Source organism: Clostridium sp. OM02-18AC (assembly GCF_003481825.1).
In the GTDB taxonomy this organism is placed as follows: domain Bacteria; phylum Bacillota; class Clostridia; order Lachnospirales; family Lachnospiraceae; genus Brotaphodocola.
The window spans coordinates 1-21,457 of record NZ_QULW01000016.1 but is presented as its reverse complement, the minus strand read 5'-3'; the positions used below and the strand labels follow the sequence as shown (position 1 = coordinate 21,457).

Genomic DNA, 21,457 nt, shown 5'->3' with positions numbered 1-21,457 from the left:
TAGCATTAGTATAGCACACTTTTTTTCGTTTTCCTATTCTTTGTCGCAAAATCTGTTTTTTTAAATCAATTTTTTGACCAATCATTTTTCTTACTGTCTCTGCTGTATATAATAATTCTTGTAATAACGCTTATATCAACCTTGTAACCTGTACTATCTTCAGCGAATTTTTAAAAACGTAAGCTTTGCGCGAAATTTATTACGAACCTCAAAGTAGATGTTTCACGTGAAACATCTACTTTTTAATTTTTGTTTTCGTTGCATCTTTGGCAAAATAATACTATACTTATAGTGCGAATGCATGTCTTTTTAAGGCAAGAAGGAGGTTTTATGAAAGCAAAAAACAAATTACTCACGCTCCTTATACTTTCAGCTGGTGCTGCTGTTACAACCGCAGCAATCAATAAAGCAATCCAGGTTTCTGCCGTCTCGAAGAACCTGCTTGCAGAGCCAGAGGCACTCTGTTTCAAATGGCGCCTTGGAAACATTCATTATACAAAAGAAGGAAACGGCAAGCCGCTTCTGTTGATCCATGATATTGATTTCATTTCATCTGGACATGAATGGAAACAGCTGATTCCGTTTTTGAAAAATGAATATACAATCTATACAATTGACCTGTTAGGCTTTGGTCGTTCCGAAAAAGCAAATATGACATATACAAATTTCTTATATGTTCAATTGATTTCAGACTTTATCAAATCGGAAATCGGGCACCGCACCAGCGTTATTACCTCTGGGGAATCTGCATCGATTCCTCTTATGGCATGTTCCTTAAAGCCAGAATTATTTGATCAGATTATGGCGATCAACCCGCTCAGTCTTTTGGACTACAGCTCCATTCCTGGTAAAACAGCCAAAATGTATAAATGCATCATTGAACTGCCGATTGTGGGCACCCTTTTATACCATATTGCAAGCAGTAAAAAAATGATCTTGGAAGAACTGATGGACAGAAAGTTTTTCAATCCGTATGCTGTGAAATCCAGTTATGTAGACGCTTGTTATGAAGCTGCTCATTTAGGATCTTCCCCTAAGTCTACCTTTGCAAGTATTCGCTGTAATTACACAAAGTGCAATTTGATCAACGCACTGAAGAAAATTGATAACAGTATTTATCTGATTGGCGGCGGTGCCGTAGATAATATAAAAGAACGACTGGGTGAATACAAAGAATATAATTCCTCTATTGAAACAGCTATTCTGCCAAAATCAAAGGAATTACCACATGTTGAAAAGCCAGAAGAAATTGCAGAACTCGTAAAAACATATTTTATAAAATAAGGCATGCGCAAAACCAATTGCTGTTTGTGCACCGTGTTAAACAGCAACTTTCTAAAAGTTGAAATACTTTTCAAAATCATTTTCAGCTGATGTTTCACGTGAAACATTATAATTGACTTTTTGCACTGACAAAATCATATGATTGTTTTCACACGTTTCCAATGTTTCACGTGAAACATAAAAATACAAGAATGGAGGATTTTCACGATGATTCAATTTAACCATTTTAATTTTAATGTCCTGGACCTTGATAAAAGTCTAAAATTCTACAAAGATACGTTAAACCTTGAACCAATTCGAGAAAAAGATGCTGCTGACGGATCATTTAAGCTTGTCTATCTTGGAGATGGTGTCAGCAACTTTTCCCTGGAACTCACATGGCTTCGTGATCGTACAGAACCATACAATCTCGGCGAATGTGAATTTCATCTTGCTTTCGTAACCGATGAATATGAAAAGCTTCATGAACAACATAAAAAGCAAAACGTCATCTGCTACGAAAATGAAGCAATGGGTATCTACTTCATCTCCGACCCCGATGGCTACTGGATTGAAATTGTGCCGGCTAAGTAACAATTTAGCACAGTAAGTCCGAAAGCCCCCGCCGCGCCATGCATAAACGCATTCACGCCAATTTTCACCCGTTTTGCTCCGCCGCCTATTAGATTGCTTCTCCGCTAACTCGCTCACTGCGTTCGCTCAGACAGAGCTCCAAAGCAATCGCTATGCTCACAAAACGGGCAAAATTGGCTAAAAGAATGCGCTTATGCATGTCGCGGCGGGGGCTTTCTACTGTGTTGGCTCCACTACATACAAAAAACCTGCAACCACTACTGAAATGGCAGAGATAGGCTAACTATCTGCCAAATCAGTAATGGTTGCAGGTTTTTATGTTAGTAAAGCCAGTACACAGGAAACGCAAGCCAGCCGGTACAGGATAAGCATTTGTTTGAAAATCCGTGAGTGGGCGAGCATAGCGTTGGAACGGAGACCCTTGTTTGAGCACGCAGCGCGTGCGAGTTTGGGTCGCAGTTCCAACAATAGGCGGCGCAGCCTACGAGCAAAAGGATTTTCACCCAAATGCTTATCCTGTACCGGCTGGCTTGTGTTTCCGTATCTACAGAGACTTACTACGCAATATTGTTATTTCCCAATCGGTTCTTTCGAGGGCATTCCCGCTTTTCTCGGATACTTTTTCGCAGTCTTCGCGATTTTATCAATTACCACCAATGAGCGGTCTGCATCTGCTCCGGTCAGTTCAAAGCGGATCACATCTGCAATACTTCCGCCAAGGCTTTCGATTGCTTTGGTTCCCTGCTCCAGTTCTTCATCAATTTTCCCTGATTTATACGGGATGAATGCGCCCCCTACTTTTACGAACGGGAGACAATATTCAGACAACGTTGCCGCATTCGCAACTGCCCGGGATACACAATAATCATACTTCTCACGGTATTTTGCATTCTGACCAAAGTCCTCTGCTCTTCCGTGAATCGTTTCTACATTCGTAAGTCCCAGCTGACCGATCACTTCATTTAAAAATTTGATTCTTTTATTTAAGGAATCCAGCAATGTAATCTTTAAATTTGGAAATGCAATTTTTAACGGAATTCCCGGGAAACCGGCGCCCGTCCCCACGTCAATCGCAGATACACTCCGTCCATCCTGAAGAGGTACTGCTTTTACAAGTGCCAGGCTGTCTATAAAATGCTTGCTGACCACTTCTTCCAGTTCTGTAATTCCGGTCAGATTCATGACCTTATTCCATTCGATCAATAATTCATAATAGTGATAGAATTGTTCCATCTGATGTTCCGAAAGCGTAATCCCCAGTTCCAGGGTTCCCGCTTTCATTTTATCCACAAAAATCTGTTCCATAATCCCTCCTGTGTGGAATTTCGGCAAAATCTGCTGCCATAACTGTATTGTACGGAATTTTCAGTTCAGAAAATTCCATTTCAGAAACAGCAATCTATTACCCTCTATTTACTGTGCCGCATCTGCTCCAGATGCACCAGCAATACGGAAATATCCGCCGGAGACACTCCGGAAATACGGGATGCCTGCCCAATCGATGCCGGTTTATACAGATTTAACTTTTGTACTGCTTCGCGCCGAAGACTGTTTACCGTACTGTAGTCAAAATCCGGATCCAGCTTTTTCTTCTCCAGCTTCTTGAACTGGGCTACCTGCTGCTGCTGCCGCTTCAAATATCCTTCATATTTAATATTTATGTTAACCTGTTCAGCCGTATCATAAGAAAGATCTGGCCGTTTTTCATCAAGTTCAGTTAACATAAAATAATCAAGTTCCGGTCTGCGCACTAACTCGGCCAGTGTTGCGCCTGTCTTTAATGCTGTACTTCCATGACTCTCCAAAAATGCCTGAATCTTTGGATTTGCTCCTACCGTTGTTTTCTCCAACCGCTCTATTTCTGTTTGAATATCTTTTTCCTTCTGAAGAACCTTTTCATAAGTTTCGTCATCTACCAGGCCGATTTCATGACCGATTCCACGCAAACGCAGATCTGCATTATCCTGACGCAAAAGCAAACGATATTCAGCACGGGACGTCATCATACGGTATGGCTCATGATTTTCCTTGGTAACCAGATCATCGATCAGAACACCAATGTATGCCTGGGAACGATCCAGAATGACCGGTTCTCTTCCCAGTACCTTCATAGCTGCATTCACGCCTGCCATAAAGCCCTGCACTGCTGCTTCCTCATATCCGGAGCTTCCGTTAAACTGTCCGCCACTGAACAACCCGCTGATTGCCTTAAACTCCAACGACAATTTTAACTGACGTGCATTGATGCAGTCATATTCAATGGCATATGCATTCCGCACGATTTTTACATGCTCCAGCCCTGGGACAGTACGGTACATTGCATACTGGACATCTTCCGGCAGGGAACTCGACATGCCGCCCAGATACATTTCATTCGTATAGAGACCCTCTGGTTCAATAAATACCTGATGACGCGTTTTGTCCGGGAATTTCACCACTTTATCCTCGATTGACGGACAGTAACGCGGTCCAGTTCCTTCAATTGCCCCGGAGAATAACGGAGAACGATCCAAATTATCACGGATAATCTGATGGGTCTCTTCATTTGTGTAAGTCAGCCAGCACGAAACCTGGTCTTTTTGTACCGATTCCGGATCTGTAGAGAAGGAAAACGGAACAACCCGCTTATCTCCAAACTGCTCTTCCATCTTAGAAAAATCAATGCTTCGCCGATCCGCACGCGCCGGAGTACCGGTCTTAAAACGGAACATTTCAATTCCGTTTGCAATCAGGGAATCGGTCAGATGGTTCGCCGGCTGCAGACCATTTGGCCCCGTTGCATTGCTAACGTCACCATAGATACAACGTGCTTTTAAATAAGTTCCGGTTGCCAGGACCACGGCTTTTGCATGATAAACCGCTCCGGAATACGTCTTCACCCCGGTAATCTTGTGATCCTCCACCAGAATTTCTGATACTTCCGCCTGGCGAATGGTTAAATGTTCGGTATTCTCCAGTGTACGGCGCATCTGTCTGCTGTAATCCTGTTTATCCGCCTGCGCACGCAGGGAATGAACTGCAGGTCCTTTTGATTCATTTAACATTTTGGACTGGATAAAGGTCTTATCAATATTTTTTCCCATTTCTCCGCCCAATGCATCCAGTTCCCGGACCAGATGTCCCTTGGAGCTTCCTCCGATATTCGGGTTGCAGGGCATCAGGGCAATACTGTCTACACTGACCGTAAACACAATCGTCTCAAGCCCCAGTCTTGCGCAGGCCAGCGCTGCCTCGCATCCGGCATGTCCTGCACCGACCACCACAATATCATACGATTCTTCTAAGTATGGCATACTCTCTATTCCTTCCAGCTTTCTTATCTAAACCTGCATACGCCTGCCAGTCAGGTGCACCACCACAAATAAACGTTTTGGCAGACGTATTTGGCATCATTTTATTTTCCCATGCAGAATTTGCTGAAAATCTCATTGACCAGGTCATCTTCAACTGCTTCACCGGTAATGGTTCCCAGCTGCTCATAGGCGTCCATCAGGTCAATAGTCAGAAAATCCTCCGGCATCTGATTTTCAATGCTCTGCTTTACCATGCCCAGACTGTTCCATGCATTTTGCAGCGCAGTCTTGTGGCGTACATTGGTGATCAGGATCTCATCATTAAAATCGATGTCTCCTTCATAAAACAGATTCTGGATTGTTTTTTCCAGTTTGTCAATACCTGTCTCTTCTTTTGCTGAAACAGAAATTACGGTTTTTCCGGTCTTTTCCTGTAAAAGTTCCTCAGAAATCACGGTATCCAGGTCTGTCTTATTCAGAAGCACTACCGCTTTCCGGTCGCGGATCAGCTCCATGATCTGTGCATCATTTTCATCCAGCTGACGGGATCCATCTACCACATAAATAATCAGATCCGCCTCATCTGCTGCCAGTTTCGCCCTCGTCACACCAATCTGCTCCACCACATCATCCGTTTCGCGAATTCCTGCCGTATCGATGACATTCAGGCTGATTCCATGCATACGGATATGCTCTTCTAACGTGTCACGGGTTGTTCCGGCAATATCCGTTACAATTGCACGATCTTCTCCCAGAAGCACATTCATCAAAGAAGATTTTCCTGCATTTGGTTTTCCAAGGATAACCGTACGGATTCCCTCTGAAATCACTCTTCCATTATCTGCGGAACGGACCAGGCGCTCCACTTCCTTCATCATAGGATTCAGTTTTTCCAGCAGAGATTCCTCATATCCATCCAGGGAAATATGTTCCGGATCATCCAGGGCCGATTCAATGAATGCAATCTGATACAGGATCTGATCCCTCAGTTCTTTGACTTTTCTGGATACCGATCCCTTTAACTGACTGACAGAACTTTTCATTGCATAATCATTCTGGGCATTGATCACATCCATGACCGCTTCTGCCTGGGACAGATCGATCCGTCCGTTTAAAAATGCCCGTTTGGTAAATTCTCCCGGTTCTGCCGGTCTCGCTCCATATTTGATTACTGTTTCCAGTATTTTTTTCATAATCAGGACACCACCGTGGCAGTCTATCTCCACTGTGTCTTCTGCAGTATAGCTGTGCGGTCCCCGCATCAGCATCACCAATACCTCATCCAGAATTTCTTCTCCATCATGAATCATACCATAATAAATCCGATGGGATGGTGCCGTATTCAAATCAAAATGTTCTCTTTTGCTCATAAAAATCCGGTTCACAATCGAAATTGCATCGTCTCCACTCACACGGATAATTCCGATTCCGGAACTGCTCATTGCGGTTGCAATCGCCGCAATCGTATCTGCACTTCTATCTTTCAGCATAATTTCCTCCGACTGGCTTCAGGCAAAACCAGCCCAAAAACAAACGATTAAATTTAACCAGCGGAATACCGCTGATGCCTCCTTACTATGACAATCCAATACAAAACGGGTGCCAGGTGGTGGCCAAACCACTACCAGACACCCGCCTGTATTCATACAGTTATCTTACGCTTCCGCACCTGGCGCTTCTGCTTCTTTTTTCTCTGCAGGAGCCTCTGTCTTCGGCGCTTTGTTTTCCGCGTTTCTTCCTCTTCCACGATTATCGCGGCGGGAACCATAACGCTCTTTTCTTCCGCCGCCTGCCGGGACTTCTTTCTTTAAAGAAATAACCACATGACGGAACGGATCTTCCCCTTCGCTTCTGGTCATGACATATTTGTCATTCTGAAGCGCAGAATGAATGATTCTTCTCTCATACGGATTCATCGGCTCTAAAGAGACCGGACGCTTGGTGCGCTTTACCTTATAAGAAATATTCTTCGCTAAAGTTTCCAGCGTTTCTTTTCTTCTCTCACGGTAATTTTCGGTATCAAGTTTTACTCTCAGATAACCTTCCGTTTCTTTATTTACTACAAGACTTACCAGATACTGTAAAGAATCCAGGGTCTGTCCGCGTTTTCCAATGAGGATTCCCATATCGTCACCCTCCATGGAAACCAGAAGTTCCCGGTCACTGGCATTGTATGTGGTATCGATCGAAACCTGCATTCCCATTGCACCAAATACCTGATCCAGAAATTCTTTCGCTGCTTTTTTTACAGCCTCTTCATTGATCTTTACAGAAGCCTTCTTCGGCATTTCTTCTGCAGCAGTCTCCTGTACTGTCTCTGGTGCAGCTGCCTCACGTCTGGTTGTTGCTTTTTCGGAAACCGGAGTTTTTGCTGCAGATACTGCTTCTGCCTTCTTTCTTTTCTCCGCTTCAGCCTTTCTGGCTGCTTCCGCTTTTCTGTCAGCCTCGGCCTGTGCGGCTTTCTTCGCAGCTTCCGCTTTTTTCGCCTCTTCAGCCTTTTTGGCTTCTGCGGCTTTTTTTGCCTCCAGCTTCTTTGCCTCAGCCAGTTCCTTCTCCTCCGCCTCAGTCATCACGTGAGCACGGATGATGCAGGGTTTCTTACCAAAGATGCCAAGCAGACCAGCACTCTCTTTCTGCACAACTTCGTAATGAAGATGCTCACTGGTCGTCTGCAGTTCAATCAATGCTTTTGTGATTGCCTCGTCCAATGTACTGGCAGAGATTGTAATCTTCCCATCCATGGTGTTACCCCCTTATTTATTATTGTGTTTTTCGTTATATCTGGCAACCATATTTGCCTTGGAAGCCAGACTTCCCGGTTTCGCGTCTTTGTTGTAATAACTGGTAGACTGCTCCACCTGTTTTTTGCTCTTCTCGAGCTTCTCTGCACGCTCTGCCTCTTCCTTCGCTGCAACAGCCTCCATGTGTTTTAAGTTTGCAGTTGCATTCTGATTGACTTTCTGCGGCGGAAGACCTTTTTTCGCACGTTTTTTGTTTGCCTTTTCCACGTTCTTGCGGATCAGCTCATCCATATCTACCTTGCTCAGGTAAGTATTTACGATCAGCTGCTGCAAAAGCTGGAACGTACTGCTGGCTACCCAGTAAATACCGATTGCTGCCGGGAAGGTAAAGCAGAAAAATACAGACATAAGCGGCATGGTAACGTTCATGCTCTGCATCATCTGGGAACTCATATCTTCCCCGTTGTTTGTCTTCTTCGGCTGGGTTGCCATCATTAATTTGGTGCTGGCATACTGGGTAAGACCTGCAAGGATCGGGATCAGCCATGCCAGGTTTGGAACGAAACTTCCGTTAAACGGATTGGATGACAGGTTAATACCAAGGAAGGTATTCATCTTCTCAATCGTAGCTGCATTGTCTGAAATAACAGACGCTGCATTTGGGAAAGCCTGTGCCAGTTCTCCCCACTGGGCCGGATTCAGCTTGTAAAGGATATCGACCATTTTGTTGGCCAGAGCCTCACCGCTCACTCCGGTCAGATCTCCGATCGGGTTAACACCCGTCAATGCAATATTGTGATCCGTTGCAAACTGCAGCAGATTTGCTGCTGCCCCCTCTGTCAGGGCAGACGCGGAAGAACTTCCGGTCAGCGCATAAACCACATTCAAAAAATGCTCCTTGATCGGCATTACATAAGCCGGAATACAATAGATCACGCGATACAGCGCAAACAGGATCGGCATCTGGATCACGAGCTGGAGACATCCTCCAGTCATGGATGTGCCGTATTTCTCATAAACAGCTTTCGTCTCCACATTCATCTTCATCATGGAGTCATTGTCTGTTTTGCCCTTGTATTTCGCCTGGATGGCCTGAAGTTCAGGCTGCATGACAGCCATCAGCTTAGAAGCCTTCTGCTGCTTGATCGTCAATGGGAACATCAGTATTTTCACAACCAGGGTAAATAAAATAATGGATAAACCGATATTCAGAATACCAAAGGAATTGGTAAACTCAACCAGTATATTCAGGATCCATCCCAGGATCTGGGAAATCGGACCAAGAATCGCCCCATGAACCTTTGTTAATACTAAGTAATCCAATCTGCTACCTCCTCATGTGTTACGGAACTGGGTCATAACCGCCTTCTGCCCATGGATGACACCGGAGTATCCTCTTCACAGACAACCATAAACCTTTCACCACGCCGTACCTGGTAAGTGCCTCAATGGCGTATTGGGAACACGTAGGCGTGTAAATACAGTGAGTTCTTGTTTTCAACGGGGATAAAAAGATCTGGTATCCGCGTATCATTAATATAAGAAGCTTTTTCATCAAATCTGAAATTTTGCTGATCATATTCTCACTTCGATTCTCTTATTATGTTATGCAGTCCGCACAGGTGCATAAATGCACGCTCAATTGTCTTATAATCTGAGTCTTTTGCGGCAGCACGCGCTACCACGATGATGTCTAATCCTTCTTCTAATGTGTTCCTGTTCAGTCGGAAACTCTCCCGCACCAGCCGGGCCAGATGATGTCTCACCACACTGTTTCCAACTTTTTTACTCACCGATATCCCAATCCTTGACTGGGCTTCTCCGGTCTTTTTTACATACATGACCAACTGTCTGTTGGCATAGGATTTCGCAGTGCGGTAAATTGCCTGGAAATCAGAATTCTTCTTAATGCTCGGAAATCGTTTCATTTTCTGCTACCACCATACTGATCCTGTATACCAGGTAATACAAAATACAAAAGGTCACAATTTCTTGTGACCTTAACTCATTAAGCGGATAATTTCGCTCTTCCCTTTGCTCTTCTTGCAGCTAATACTTTTCTTCCACCTGGAGTACTCATTCTAGCTCTGAAGCCATGAACTTTGGATCTCTGTCTGTTCTTCGGCTGGAAAGTCATCTTCATGTTGCGGCACCTCCTTCTTTACATCGCTTATTTGATTGAACACATTACGACTATTTTAATTAAACATCTTCTCAATTATATAGAAAACATGCGGGTTCGTCAAGCCTTTTCTTAAAAAAGAAATATCCCCAGAATCCACACAAAAACGGCTGCTCCCAAAAGGCTGCCCACATACAAGCTGTTGATATTGTGAATAAGTTATCCACAAGTTGTGGATAAGTCTGTTGATAATTTTCACAAAACGGCGAAGATTTTTCGGTTTTCATTGAAAATCAGCCGTTTATGGTATACAATGTTTCTAGATTGGGTGCTCTCGCATATCCACAAACAGTCCCATTTTTTTCCACACAAACTGTGGATATATTATGATTATCATCATGGTCACACTGCAGCCACCCGTATAGATTAAGTACAGGAGACGGAAATAATGTTAGAAACACTGAAAGAAAAATGGAACGATATACTGAAATTTTTAAAAGAAGAATATGAGATCTCCGATGTCTCCTTCGATACCTGGCTTCTCCCGTTAGAGGTCTATGCCTTAGAGCAGCCGGGAAATATTGTGAAGATCATCGTTCCAGATGCCAATTTTCTCGGATATATTAAGAAGAAATACAGCGTCATGCTGAAGGTATCCATTGAAGAAGTTACCGGCATCAAGTGTGACACCGTCCAGTTTCTTGTGGAGGAAGATATTGTTCCGGAACCAGCTTCTGCAAACCAGCTGATCCAGAACAATACAAACACGGTAAGCCTGTCCACACTGCAAAATGCCAACTTAAATCCCAAATATACCTTCGATACCTTCGTTGTCGGAGCCAACAACAATCTGGCACATGCGGCATCCCTGGCTGTTGCTGAATCTCCGGGTGAAATCTACAACCCTCTTTTTATTTACGGAGGTGTAGGTCTTGGAAAAACACACCTGATGCATTCCATTGCAAACTTTATCCTGAAAAACAACCCGAAGGCCAAGATCCTTTATGTTACTTCTGAAAAGTTCACCAATGAACTGATCGATGCGATCCGTAATAAGAACAACATTTCCACCACGGAATTTCGCGAAAAATACCGCAACAATGATGTCCTTTTGATCGATGATATCCAGTTCATTATTGGTAAGGAAAGTACGCAGGAAGAATTTTTCCACACATTCAATGCACTGCATGAAGCAAAAAAACAAATCATTATTTCATCGGATAAACCGCCAAAAGAAATCGAGACTCTGGAAGAACGTCTCCGCTCCCGTTTTGAGTGGGGTCTGACCGTAGATATCCAGTCTCCGGATTACGAAACACGAATGGCGATCCTTCGAAAGAAAGAAGAGATGGAAGGTTACAATATAGATAATGAAGTAATCAAATATATTGCAACCAACATCAAATCCAATATCCGTGAGCTGGAAGGCGCCCTTACCAAGATCGTTGCACTTTCCAAGCTGGAAAAAAATCGCGAGATTGACATCGAACTGGCTGAAAAAGCATTAAAAGATATCATTGCCCCAGGCGACAAGCAGGAAGTTACTCCGGAATTCATCATTCAGATCGTTGCCGATCATTTTAACCTCACCCCGCTTGATATCATGTCTGCAAAACGAAGCAAAGAAATTGTTTATCCGCGCCAGATCGTGATGTATCTGTGCCGTACTATGACAGAAACCGGTCTGCAAAATATCGGTAAGGCACTGGGCGGCCGTGATCATACCACGATTCTTCATGGAATCAAAACGATCAGCGCAGATCTGGAAAAGAATCCTTCCCTTCAGAATACGATTGACATTCTGAAGAAAAAAATCAGTCCGCAGTAATATCTGGTTAACATAATGCATGAATCGGTTAACATAAAACATGGTGCGATCCCGCTTCCCACTTATTCACATTTTTCTGTGGAAAACGCGTGGATTCCGTGTGAACAGTCTGTGGACATTTTTTTCGCCCGATTTTGTCATTTTTTCACATGTGGATAACCGCCTGGTATTCCAGAAGTTTCAGAAGAGTTTTCAACAGCCTTATTCACGTCGAAAACTCTGCTGATTTTCTGGGCTGAACCGGCTTTTACACAAATCCACACGCCCTACTACGATTACGACGAAATTTTATTTTATATATCTTTAAAAAGACTCTGAACCGACAGAAAGGAAGTTATCAACATGAAGCTCGAATTTAAGAAAGATGCTCTCCTCAATGGAATCAATATTGTATCCAAAGCAATTCCTTCCAGAACGACCATGTCCATCCTTGAATGCATTCTGATCGATGCCGATACCAATGAAATTAAACTTACCGGCAACGATATGGAACTGGGAATTGAGACAAAAGTAGAAGGTTCTATTCTGGAACGCGGTAAAATTGCACTGGAAGCAAAACTTTTTTCTGAAATTATCAGAAAACTTCCAGATGGCGATACTCCGGTATCGATTACTTCTGATAATCATTTCAATACAATCATTGAATGTGAGAATGCAGTATTTAATATTCAGGGCCGGGATGGCGAGGAATTTTCCTATCTTCCTTACATTGAGCGCGACCAGCATATCAGTCTGAGCCAGTTTACTTTAAAAGAAGCAATTCGTCAGACCATTTTTTCTATCTCACCAAACGACAGCAATAAGATGATGGCAGGCGAACTTCTGGAGGTAAAAGATGATTTTCTCAAGGTGGTTTCCCTGGACGGACACCGGATCTCCATTCGCAACATTCAGCTGAAAGAACATTATGATAACCATAAGGTTATAGTTCCGGGAAAAACACTTTCTGAGATCAGTAAGATCCTGACTGGTGACAATGAAAAAGAAGTTCTTATTTATTTCAGCAAAAATCATATTTTATTCGAATTTGATGATACCATTGTGGTTTCCCGTCTGATCGATGGAGAATATTTTAAGATTGACCATATGCTTTCCAGTGATTACGAAACGCGTGTGAAGATCAACAAACGTGATTTCATGGATAATATCGATCGCGCGATGATCCTGATCCGCGACAGTGACCGCAAACCGATCATCATGAACGTGGAAGATAATAATGTTAATATGAAGGTGAAGTCAGCATTTGGTTCCATGAATGCCAATGTTCCGGCACACAAATCCGGTAAAGACATCATGATCGCATTCAATCCGAAATTCCTGCTGGATGCGCTTCGTGTCATTGACGATGAGGATGTGGAGCTTTATATGATGAACCCGAAGTCCCCATGCTTTATCAAGGATGAAGAAGGAACCTATATTTATCTGATCCTGCCTGTAAACTTTATCAATGAAGCATAAAACCGTGAGATGCCAGGGTGCTGGGAAGCATTGGAAAAATTTGTTGTTGTTTGCGCAAGGCATGAGCAGCAGCGTATAAATGGATATGAAACAGAGCAAACAGAGGTTTAGAGAGGAAAATTATGGAAATCATTAAACTGAGAGATGAATATATCAAGCTTGGCCAGGCCTTAAAGGCAGCTGGTCTTTGCGAATCCGGTGTCGATGCCAAGTATGCGATCGAGGACGGACTGGTAAAAGTAAACGGCAACGTAGAGTACCAGAGAGGAAAAAAGCTTCATGCAGGAGATGAAGTAACGTATCAGGGAGAGACCATTCGGATCGAATTATGATAATAGAGTCCATTGAGCTTCAGAATTACCGGAACTACGATCAATTACATATGGAGTTTTCTCCGGGTACCAATATTCTTTACGGGAACAATGCCCAGGGAAAGACGAACATTTTAGAGGCGGTCTATGTCTGCTGCACCACCAAATCACACCGCGGCAGCAAGGACCGGGAGATGATCCGGTTCCAGAATGATGAATCCCATATTAAGCTTACGGTGCGCAAACGGGATGTCCCGTACCGCATCGATATGCATTTAAAGAAAAATAAGGCAAAGGGCGTGGCAATCAACGGGATTCCCATCCGGAAAGCCAGTGAGCTGTTTGGGATTGTGAACGTGGTGTTTTTCTCACCGGAGGACTTAAACCTGATCAAAAACGGTCCGGCGGAGCGGCGCAAATTCATTGACCTGGAATTGTGCCAGTTAAATAAGCTTTACGTGCACTCCCTGGTGTCCTACAACCGGGTCCTGCTACAGCGGAATAAGCTTCTGAAAGAGCTGTTCTTTCATCCGGAATATGAGGAAACCCTGGATGTGTGGGATATGCAGCTGGTCCAGTATGGAAAAGAAGTGATCCGCTTCCGGGAAGAATTTATCGGACAGCTCAATGAGATCATTTCTGAGATTCACCAGAAGCTGTCCGGCGGAAAAGAAAACTTAAGGATCGTGTACGATCCCAATTCCCAGGCAGAGGAGCTGGAAGCAGGCATTGCCAGAAGCCGCAGCCAGGATGTGAAACAGAAGACAACCCTGGTGGGTCCGCACCGGGATGACATTGGTTTTTACATCGGTGATATCGATATCCGGAAATTTGGTTCCCAGGGACAGCAGCGCACTGCGGCGCTGTCGTTAAAGCTGGCAGAGATTGAGCTTGTAAAAAAGCTGGTGCGCGATTATCCCATCCTTTTACTGGATGATGTGCTTTCTGAGCTGGACGGGGAGCGGCAGAACCATCTTCTGTCTGCGATCGATCATATTCAGACGATGATCACCTGTACCGGACTGGAAGATTTTGTAAACAACCGTTTTCAGATGGATAAGCTGTTTCGTGTGGTAAATGGAACCGTGACCAGTGAAAACTGACGATAGACAGGTTATAGATATATTTTTTGACTAGGAGGAAATAACATGAGTGCAGAATACGGAGCAGACCAGATTCAGATTCTGGAAGGGCTGGAAGCGGTCCGGAAGAGACCTGGTATGTATATTGGCAGCACTTCGTCCAGGGGACTTCATCACCTGGTTTATGAGATTGTAGATAATGCGGTAGATGAAGCGCTGGCCGGTTACTGTGACAGAATTGACGTCACGATCCATGAAGACAATTCCATCACGGTACTGGATGATGGTCGCGGCATTCCGGTCGGCATTCAGAAAAAAGCCGGTATTCCTGCGGTAGAGGTTGTCTTTACGATCCTTCATGCCGGCGGCAAATTCGGCGGTGGGGGATACAAGGTATCCGGTGGTCTGCATGGTGTAGGCGCGTCGGTTGTAAATGCCCTCTCTACCTGGCTGGAAGTGCGTGTTTATCAGGATGGCAAGATTTACCAGCAGCGCTATGAGCGTGGCAAGGTGATGTATCCGTTAAAGGTAGTCGGGGAATGTGATGCGGACAAACACGGAACCGAAGTTCATTTCCTGCCAGACCCGGAAATTTTCGAGGAGACCGTATATGATTTCGATATCCTGCGTATCCGTCTTCAGGAGACGGCGTTCTTAACCAAGGCATTAAAGATTACCCTGCGTGACGACCGGGAAGAAAAGAAAGAAAAAGTATTCCATTATGAGGGTGGTATCCAGGAATTTGTTACCTACTTAAACAAGGGCAAGGCAGCGCTCTACGATAATGTGATTTACTGTGAAGGCACCAGAGACGGTGTGTTTGTTGAGGTTGCCATGCAGCATAACGATTCTTATACCGAGAACATCTATACCTTCGTAAATAACGTAAATACCCCGGAGGGTGGTACCCATCTGGCTGGTTTAAAAAATGCGCTGACCAAGACCATCAACGATTATGCCCGCAAGAATAAGCTGTTAAAGGACAGCGAGCCGAATTTAAGCGGTGAAGATATCCGTGAGGGCTTAACTGCGATCGTCAGCATCAAGATCGAGGAGCCACAGTTTGAGGGCCAGACCAAGCAGAAGCTTGGAAACAGCGAGGCCATGGGAGCGGTAAACAGCATCGTCAGTGAGCAGCTGACTTACTTCTTAGAGCAGAATCCTGCTGCAGCCAAGACCATCTGCGAGAAATCTGTTCTGGCCCAGCGTGCCCGTGCCGCAGCGAGAAAGGCCCGTGACTTAACCAGAAGAAAGACTGCATTAGAGGGAATGGCACTTCCGGGCAAGCTGGCAGACTGTTCCAACAAGGATCCGGAAAAATGTGAGATCTTTATCGTAGAGGGAGACTCCGCAGGCGGTTCTGCGAAGACAGCACGCTCCAGAGATACCCAGGCGATCCTGCCGCTGCGCGGTAAGATTTTAAATGTGGAGAAGGCAAGACTGGACAAGATCTATGCCAATGCGGAGATCAAGGCGATGATCACGGCATTCGGAACTGGAATCCATGACGATTTCGATATTTCCAAGCTGCGTTATCACAAGATCATCATCATGACCGATGCGGATGTAGACGGAGCTCATATCAGTACCCTGATGCTGACCTTCTTATACCGCTTCATGCCAGAGCTGATCAAGCAGGGGCATGTATACCTGGCACAGCCGCCGTTATACAAACTGGAAAAGAATAAAAAGATCTGGTACGCTTACAGTGATGAAGAACTGGCTTCGATCATCAAAGAAGTGGGACGAGACAATAACAATAAAATTCAGCGTTACAAAGGTCTGGGAGAGATGGATGCAGAGCAGCTCTGGGAGACCACCATGGATCCGGAGCGCCGTATCCTGCTTCGTGTCAACATGGACGACGATGTGGCATCCGAGCTGGATCTGACCTTTACCACCTTAATGGGTGACCAGGTTGAACCGCGCCGTGAGTTTATCGAGGCAAACGCAAAATATGTACAGAATCTGGACATCTAACTGGGCAGTGCAAGGCTTTGGGCAGCAGGCAGCTGTTCATGGTCTACAGCATTCTGCAGGATGCCGGACGGATATGCAACCGTAACAATGAGACAACAAGGAGAACAATATGGAACCAAATATTTTTGATAAAGTTCACGATATAGATTTGAAATCCACGATGGAAAAATCCTATATCGACTATGCCATGAGCGTTATCGCGTCCCGTGCCCTGCCGGATGTGCGGGACGGTTTAAAGCCGGTTCAGCGCCGTGTGCTTTATTCCATGATCGAGCTGAATAATGGACCGGATAAGCCACACAGAAAATGCGCGCGTATCGTCGGCGATACCATGGGTAAATATCACCCGCATGGTGACAGCTCTATCTATGGAGCTCTTGTAAATATGGCACAGGAATGGTCTACCCGTTATCCGCTGGTAGACGGGCATGGAAACTTTGGTTCCGTGGATGGCGATGGTGCGGCTGCGATGCGATATACCGAGGCCCGCTTAAGCAAGATCTCCATGGAGATGCTGGCTGACATTGGAAAAGATACCGTTGATTTTATACCGAACTTCGATGAGACAGAGAAAGAGCCGGTTGTGCTCCCGGCCCGGTATCCGAACCTGTTAGTGAACGGTACTACCGGTATTGCAGTTGGTATGGCAACCAACATTCCGCCTCACAATCTGCGTGAGGTCATTGGTGCTGTCGTAAAGCTGATCGATAACCGTATCGAGGAAGACCGCGACACAACCCTGGAAGAAATTTTAGAGATCGTAAAAGGCCCGGACTTTCCGACCGGAGCAACGATCCTTGGAAAAGCAGGCATTGAGGAAGCCTACCGCACCGGACGCGGCAAGATCCGGGTACGTGCAGTATCCGATATCGAGACGATGCCGAACGGTAAGAGCCGTATTGTAGTGACCGAGCTTCCGTATCTGGTAAACAAGGCAAGACTGATCGAGAAGATCGCAGAGCTGGTCAAGGAAAAACGGATCGACGGAATTACTGATCTGCGCGATGAGTCTGACCGTCAGGGTATGCGCATTGTCATTGAGCTGCGCCGTGACGTCAACGCAAACGTGATCTTAAACCAGTTGTTAAAGCATACCCAGCTGCAGGATACCTTTGGTGTCATCATGCTGGCTCTGGTCGATAACCAGCCAAAAGTATTAAATCTGCTTGAGATGCTGACTTACTATCTGCGTCATCAGGAAGATGTTGTTACCAGAAGAACAAAATACGATTTAAATAAAGCAGAAGAGCGTGCCCACATCTTACAGGGCTTGCTGATCGCCTTAGACCACATCGATGAGGTCATCCGCATCATCCGTGGTTCTGAGAATGTCCAGATCGCAAAGCAGCAGTTGATGGAGCGCTTCGGACTCAGCGATGCCCAGTCTCAGGCAATCGTAGACATGCGTCTGCGTGCACTGACCGGTCTGGAACGGGAGAAGCTGGAAAACGAATACAAAGACCTGATGGCAAAGATTGAGGAATTAAAGGCAATCCTGGCGGACGAGAAAAAGCTGTTAGGCGTGATCCGCGAGGAAATCCTTGTGATCTCTGACAAGTACGGCGATGACCGTAAGACCGCCATTGGCTTTGACGAGTTTGATATGTCCATGGAGGATCTGATCCCGAATGAGAATACCATTGTGGCGATGACCAAGCTTGGCTACATCAAGCGCATGAGCGTCGATAACTTCAAGAACCAGAACCGTGGCGGCAAGGGAATTAAGGGCATGCAGACGATCGATGAAGATTACATCGAAGACCTGCTTCTGACTAAGACCCATAATTACATTATGTTCTTCACCAACAAGGGCCGCGTATACCGCCTGAAAGCTTACGCAATCCCAGAAGGCAGCAGAACCGCGCGCGGAACCGCGATCATTAACCTTCTGCAGCTGCAGCCGGAGGAGAAGATCACAGCGATCATTCCGGTGAAAGAATACCATGAGACGGATTATCTGTTCATGGCAACCCGCGGCGGCATGGTCAAGAAGACTCCGGTAAAGGAATACGAGAACGTCCGCAAGAACGGTCTTCAGGCAATCGTGCTGAAGGAACATGATGAACTGATCGAAGTAAAGGCAACCGATAATACGAAAGATATCTTCCTGGTAACGAAGAAGGGACAGTGCATCCGCTTCCATGAGACCGATGTGCGCGTAACCGGCCGTGTATCCATGGGTGTGATCGGTATGAAGCTGAATGAAGGCGATGAAGTAGTCGGCATGCAGATGGATACCCAGGGTGAAAAGCTTCTGATCGTTTCTGAGAATGGTATGGGCAAACGGACCCCGATCGAGGAGTTCACGGCACAGAACCGTGGCGGTAAAGGTGTGCTCTGTTACAAGATCACCGAAAAGACCGGTGATATCGTAGGTGCAAAGCTGGTACACGATGACCATGACATTATGATGATCACGAACGAGGGTGTTGTGATCCGTATTTCCGTAGAGGATATTTCCGTGATCGGCCGGAACACTTCTGGTGTCAAGCTGATGAACATCGATCCGGATTCTGATATCCGCGTAGCAAGCATCGCGAAGGTGCGGGATGACGGAGCAAAATCCGAGGGAGATGGAATCGAAGATCTGGAACTTTCCGAACAAGAAACAGATCAGCAGGAATAAAGAACAGGGTCTGGTCCTTGTAAGAATAAAATTAAAAGGCAAGTAAAAGAGGGTGCTGCCGGCTGTTTTCCCTGAAATAAGAGGGAAGGGCAGCTGGCAGCATTTTTATGTTCCATAGGAAATTAGAACGCAGAGTGCACTTGGAGCAAAGGCAGATGGTTGTCAAAGCAACCGCGTCTTAGTGCGGGAATGTGTCAAGGCATATTGGTTTTCAAATTTAATAGGAGTGGGTCAGAAGATGATAAGAACAGTAAACGTAAGTGAGATTACAGCTGCAGTAAAGGAAATGTGTATCGAAGCCAATCATTTTTTGTCAGAAGATATGGCAGAACGGATGAAGATGGCAGTGGAGCAGGAAGAATCACCGCTTGGAAAACAGATTTTAAACCAGCTGCAGGAAAACCTTAAGATCGCAGGTGCGGATATGATCCCGATCTGCCAGGACACCGGAATGGCAGTTGTATTTATCAAGATAGGCCAGGATGTGCATTTAGAAGGCGGCAGCCTGACCGATGCCATCAACCAGGGTGTACACGATGGTTATGTAGATGGTTTTTTGAGAAAGTCCGTTGTGAAGGATCCGATCTTAAGAGAAAATACGAAGGATAATACTCCGGCTATCATTCATTATGAGATTGTGGAAGGCGATCGTATCGATATCACGCTGGCACCAAAGGGCTTTGGCAGTGAGAATATGAGCCGCGTCTTTATGCTGAAGCCGGCAGACGGAATCGATGGCGTAAAGAATGCCATTCTGACGGCAGTAAAGGATGCCGGTCCGAACGCATGCCCTCCTATGGTTGTGGGTGTAGGAATTGGCGGCACCTTTGAAAAATGCGCCATCATGGCAAAACATGCCCTGACCAGAAATCTGCATGAGCATTCCGAGGTTCCTTATGTAGCAGACCTGGAAAAAGAAATGCTGGAGCGCATCAACGGACTGGGAATCGGACCGGGAGGTCTGGGTGGCCGGGTAACGGCATTATCCGTAAATATTGAGACTTATCCGACTCATATTGCCGGACTTCCGGTTGCAATTAATATCTGTTGTCATGTAAACCGTCACGCACACCGTGTATTATAGAAGGAGATTCCTATGGACAGAAAAATTCAGGTACCGATCAGCAAAGAAGATGCGAAAAGTCTGAGAGCAGGAGACTATGTATATCTGACCGGAACGATTTATACCGCAAGAGATGCTGCTCACAAACGGATGCAGGAAGCACTGGATGCAGGAAATCCGCTTCCACTCGATATGGAGCGCAATGTCATTTATTATATGGGACCGTCACCGGCCAGGGAGGGCAGACCGATCGGCTCAGCAGGACCGACTACCGCAAGTCGCATGGATAAGTATGCTCCGAAATTAATTGATCTGGGACTCGGTGCCATGATCGGAAAGGGAAAAAGAAGCCAGGCGGTGATCGATGCGGTCGTAAGAAATGGCTGTGTTTATTTTGCTGCAGTCGGAGGTGCAGGTGCACTGCTTTCCAAATGCATCCTTTCCTCCGAAGTGATCGCGTATGATGATCTGGGAACCGAGGCGATCCGCAAACTGGAGGTAAAGGATTTTCCTGTGATCGTTGTCATTGATTCAGAGGGAAATAACCTGTATGAAACCGCAATTCGCTCTTATTCGCGTGCTGCGCAATAGCAGCGGGATCTTGCCGATGCGTTGCATTTCAAACTGGCAAGATCTGCTGCGAAAATTTTTTTGAAAATGTTGTTGACAAAGCGAAGTCTGTGCTATATAATAGGCAATGCGTCTGAAAACGTAAGTTGAAGCGCAAAATCATATGGAATTATGAAATTCGGAGAAATACTCAAGAGGCCGAAGAGGCGCCCCTGCTAAGGGTGTAGGTCGGGCAACCGGCGCGAGGGTTCAAATCCCTCTTTCTCCGCTCTATTCCAGATGATTCTTTTTTTCTCTGAAAGACAAAAAAGTCTGGAAAGAAAAATAAAAAAAGTTGTTGACAAAAGCGAAAACATCTGATAAGATATAACACGCTGCTGAAAACAGCAAAGCGAATCTGAAAAGATTCAAAAAGAAATTTAAAAAGTTGTTGACAAAAGCTTGAAGCTGTGCTAAACTATCAAAGCTGCCGCTGAGAGCGAGACAACAAGATGAACCTTGAAAATGAAAGATTGAACAGTGTTTA

General features: G+C 45.3%; 19 protein-coding genes and 1 tRNA gene. 11 read left to right on the top strand and 9 right to left on the bottom strand.

What is annotated here, in order from left to right; all coding sequences use genetic code 11:
* Window positions 1–330: 330 nt before the first annotated feature.
* A complete protein-coding gene (locus DXB18_RS11570; RefSeq protein ID WP_118707953.1) occupies window positions 331–1,284 on the top strand; it encodes an alpha/beta hydrolase in 954 nt (317 codons plus the stop codon).
* A 207-nt stretch (window positions 1,285–1,491) separates the two neighbouring features.
* Window positions 1,492–1,857, top strand: coding sequence for a VOC family protein (locus tag DXB18_RS11565; protein ID WP_118544012.1), 366 nt, complete (start codon window positions 1,492–1,494; stop codon window positions 1,855–1,857).
* Window positions 1,858–2,427: 570 nt separating this feature from the next.
* Here the strand turns inward: DXB18_RS11565 and rsmG are convergent.
* From rsmG to rpmH, 8 genes are all read right to left on the bottom strand, one after another.
* Window positions 2,428–3,162, bottom strand: coding sequence for a 16S rRNA (guanine(527)-N(7))-methyltransferase RsmG (gene rsmG / locus DXB18_RS11560; RefSeq protein WP_118707951.1), 735 nt, complete (start codon window positions 3,160–3,162; stop codon window positions 2,428–2,430).
* Between the two features lie 104 nt (window positions 3,163–3,266).
* Window positions 3,267–5,150 carry a tRNA uridine-5-carboxymethylaminomethyl(34) synthesis enzyme MnmG gene (mnmG, locus tag DXB18_RS11555; protein ID WP_118707949.1) on the bottom strand — a complete coding sequence of 628 codons (1,884 nt, stop codon included), beginning with the start codon at window positions 5,148–5,150 and terminating at the stop codon, window positions 3,267–3,269.
* A 101-nt stretch (window positions 5,151–5,251) separates the two neighbouring features.
* Complete coding sequence (gene mnmE / locus DXB18_RS11550; RefSeq protein WP_118707947.1) at window positions 5,252–6,640, bottom strand: tRNA uridine-5-carboxymethylaminomethyl(34) synthesis GTPase MnmE; 1,389 nt, start codon at window positions 6,638–6,640, stop codon at window positions 5,252–5,254.
* 165 nt (window positions 6,641–6,805) lie between these two features.
* Window positions 6,806–7,891: an RNA-binding cell elongation regulator Jag/EloR gene (gene jag / locus DXB18_RS11545; protein ID WP_118707945.1), complete on the bottom strand. Its 1,086-nt coding sequence runs from the start codon at window positions 7,889–7,891 to the stop codon at window positions 6,806–6,808.
* A gap of 12 nt (window positions 7,892–7,903) precedes the next feature.
* Window positions 7,904–9,214, bottom strand: coding sequence for a YidC/Oxa1 family membrane protein insertase (locus DXB18_RS11540; protein ID WP_118544007.1), 1,311 nt, complete (start codon window positions 9,212–9,214; stop codon window positions 7,904–7,906).
* A 19-nt stretch (window positions 9,215–9,233) separates the two neighbouring features.
* Window positions 9,234–9,449 (bottom strand): membrane protein insertion efficiency factor YidD, encoded by a 216-nt coding sequence (gene yidD / locus DXB18_RS11535; protein WP_347560119.1) that lies wholly within the window; start codon window positions 9,447–9,449, stop codon window positions 9,234–9,236.
* Between the two features lie 25 nt (window positions 9,450–9,474).
* Window positions 9,475–9,819 (bottom strand): ribonuclease P protein component, encoded by a 345-nt coding sequence (gene rnpA / locus DXB18_RS11530; protein WP_118544005.1) that lies wholly within the window; start codon window positions 9,817–9,819, stop codon window positions 9,475–9,477.
* A gap of 80 nt (window positions 9,820–9,899) precedes the next feature.
* Complete coding sequence (rpmH, locus tag DXB18_RS11525; RefSeq protein WP_118532075.1) at window positions 9,900–10,034, bottom strand: 50S ribosomal protein L34; 135 nt, start codon at window positions 10,032–10,034, stop codon at window positions 9,900–9,902.
* A 427-nt stretch (window positions 10,035–10,461) separates the two neighbouring features.
* Here rpmH and dnaA point away from each other — a divergent pair, with 427 nt between their 5' ends.
* From dnaA to DXB18_RS11480, 9 genes are all read left to right on the top strand, one after another.
* Window positions 10,462–11,841: a chromosomal replication initiator protein DnaA gene (gene dnaA, locus DXB18_RS11520; RefSeq protein WP_118544004.1), complete on the top strand. Its 1,380-nt coding sequence runs from the start codon at window positions 10,462–10,464 to the stop codon at window positions 11,839–11,841.
* A 342-nt stretch (window positions 11,842–12,183) separates the two neighbouring features.
* Window positions 12,184–13,299 (top strand): DNA polymerase III subunit beta, encoded by a 1,116-nt coding sequence (gene dnaN / locus DXB18_RS11515; RefSeq protein ID WP_118544003.1) that lies wholly within the window; start codon window positions 12,184–12,186, stop codon window positions 13,297–13,299.
* 122 nt (window positions 13,300–13,421) lie between these two features.
* The gene (locus DXB18_RS11510; RefSeq protein ID WP_118707943.1) at window positions 13,422–13,631 is read left to right on the top strand and encodes an RNA-binding S4 domain-containing protein; all 210 of its coding nucleotides are present in this window, start codon (window positions 13,422–13,424) and stop codon (window positions 13,629–13,631) included.
* On the top strand, window positions 13,628–14,713 hold the full coding sequence (recF, locus tag DXB18_RS11505) for a DNA replication/repair protein RecF (protein WP_118544001.1): 1,086 nt from the start codon (window positions 13,628–13,630) through the stop codon (window positions 14,711–14,713). Before DXB18_RS11510 ends, recF begins: the two co-directional genes overlap by 4 nt.
* Before the next feature lie 45 nt (window positions 14,714–14,758).
* Window positions 14,759–16,672, top strand: a complete 1,914-nt coding sequence (gene gyrB, locus DXB18_RS11500; protein WP_118544000.1) for a DNA topoisomerase (ATP-hydrolyzing) subunit B — start codon at window positions 14,759–14,761, stop codon at window positions 16,670–16,672.
* Between the two features lie 109 nt (window positions 16,673–16,781).
* Window positions 16,782–19,298, top strand: a complete 2,517-nt coding sequence (gene gyrA, locus DXB18_RS11495) for a DNA gyrase subunit A (RefSeq protein WP_118707941.1) — start codon at window positions 16,782–16,784, stop codon at window positions 19,296–19,298.
* A gap of 241 nt (window positions 19,299–19,539) precedes the next feature.
* Complete coding sequence (locus tag DXB18_RS11490) at window positions 19,540–20,382, top strand: fumarate hydratase (RefSeq protein ID WP_347560887.1); 843 nt, start codon at window positions 19,540–19,542, stop codon at window positions 20,380–20,382.
* A gap of 12 nt (window positions 20,383–20,394) precedes the next feature.
* Window positions 20,395–20,952, top strand: coding sequence for a Fe-S-containing hydro-lyase (locus tag DXB18_RS11485; protein ID WP_118543997.1), 558 nt, complete (start codon window positions 20,395–20,397; stop codon window positions 20,950–20,952).
* A 159-nt stretch (window positions 20,953–21,111) separates the two neighbouring features.
* Window positions 21,112–21,199, top strand: a tRNA-Ser gene (locus tag DXB18_RS11480).
* A 2-nt stretch (window positions 21,200–21,201) separates the two neighbouring features.
* Here the strand turns inward: DXB18_RS11480 and DXB18_RS16350 are convergent.
* Window positions 21,202–21,457 (bottom strand): hypothetical protein (locus tag DXB18_RS16350; protein WP_207665785.1); only part of this gene is annotated, 256 nt, incomplete at its 5' end.

What these genes read in the sequence shown, in the direction of transcription:
- gyrA (WP_118707941.1), top strand. Translation starts at nt 16,782, where the DNA reads ATGGAACCAAATATTTTTGATAAAGTTCACGATATAGATTTGAAATCC.
- dnaN (WP_118544003.1), top strand. Translation starts at nt 12,184, where the DNA reads ATGAAGCTCGAATTTAAGAAAGATGCTCTCCTCAATGGAATCAATATT.
- DXB18_RS11510 (WP_118707943.1), top strand. Translation starts at nt 13,422, where the DNA reads ATGGAAATCATTAAACTGAGAGATGAATATATCAAGCTTGGCCAGGCC.
- DXB18_RS11485 (WP_118543997.1), top strand. Translation starts at nt 20,395, where the DNA reads ATGGACAGAAAAATTCAGGTACCGATCAGCAAAGAAGATGCGAAAAGT.
- DXB18_RS11570 (WP_118707953.1), top strand. Translation starts at nt 331, where the DNA reads ATGAAAGCAAAAAACAAATTACTCACGCTCCTTATACTTTCAGCTGGT.
- dnaA (WP_118544004.1), top strand. Translation starts at nt 10,462, where the DNA reads ATGTTAGAAACACTGAAAGAAAAATGGAACGATATACTGAAATTTTTA.
- jag (WP_118707945.1), bottom strand. Translation starts at nt 7,891, where the DNA reads ATGGATGGGAAGATTACAATCTCTGCCAGTACATTGGACGAGGCAATC.
- rpmH (WP_118532075.1), bottom strand. Translation starts at nt 10,034, where the DNA reads ATGAAGATGACTTTCCAGCCGAAGAACAGACAGAGATCCAAAGTTCAT.
- DXB18_RS11565 (WP_118544012.1), top strand. Translation starts at nt 1,492, where the DNA reads ATGATTCAATTTAACCATTTTAATTTTAATGTCCTGGACCTTGATAAA.
- gyrB (WP_118544000.1), top strand. Translation starts at nt 14,759, where the DNA reads ATGAGTGCAGAATACGGAGCAGACCAGATTCAGATTCTGGAAGGGCTG.
- rsmG (WP_118707951.1), bottom strand. Translation starts at nt 3,162, where the DNA reads ATGGAACAGATTTTTGTGGATAAAATGAAAGCGGGAACCCTGGAACTG.
- recF (WP_118544001.1), top strand. Translation starts at nt 13,628, where the DNA reads ATGATAATAGAGTCCATTGAGCTTCAGAATTACCGGAACTACGATCAA.
- mnmE (WP_118707947.1), bottom strand. Translation starts at nt 6,640, where the DNA reads ATGCTGAAAGATAGAAGTGCAGATACGATTGCGGCGATTGCAACCGCA.
- rnpA (WP_118544005.1), bottom strand. Translation starts at nt 9,819, where the DNA reads ATGAAACGATTTCCGAGCATTAAGAAGAATTCTGATTTCCAGGCAATT.
- mnmG (WP_118707949.1), bottom strand. Translation starts at nt 5,150, where the DNA reads ATGCCATACTTAGAAGAATCGTATGATATTGTGGTGGTCGGTGCAGGA.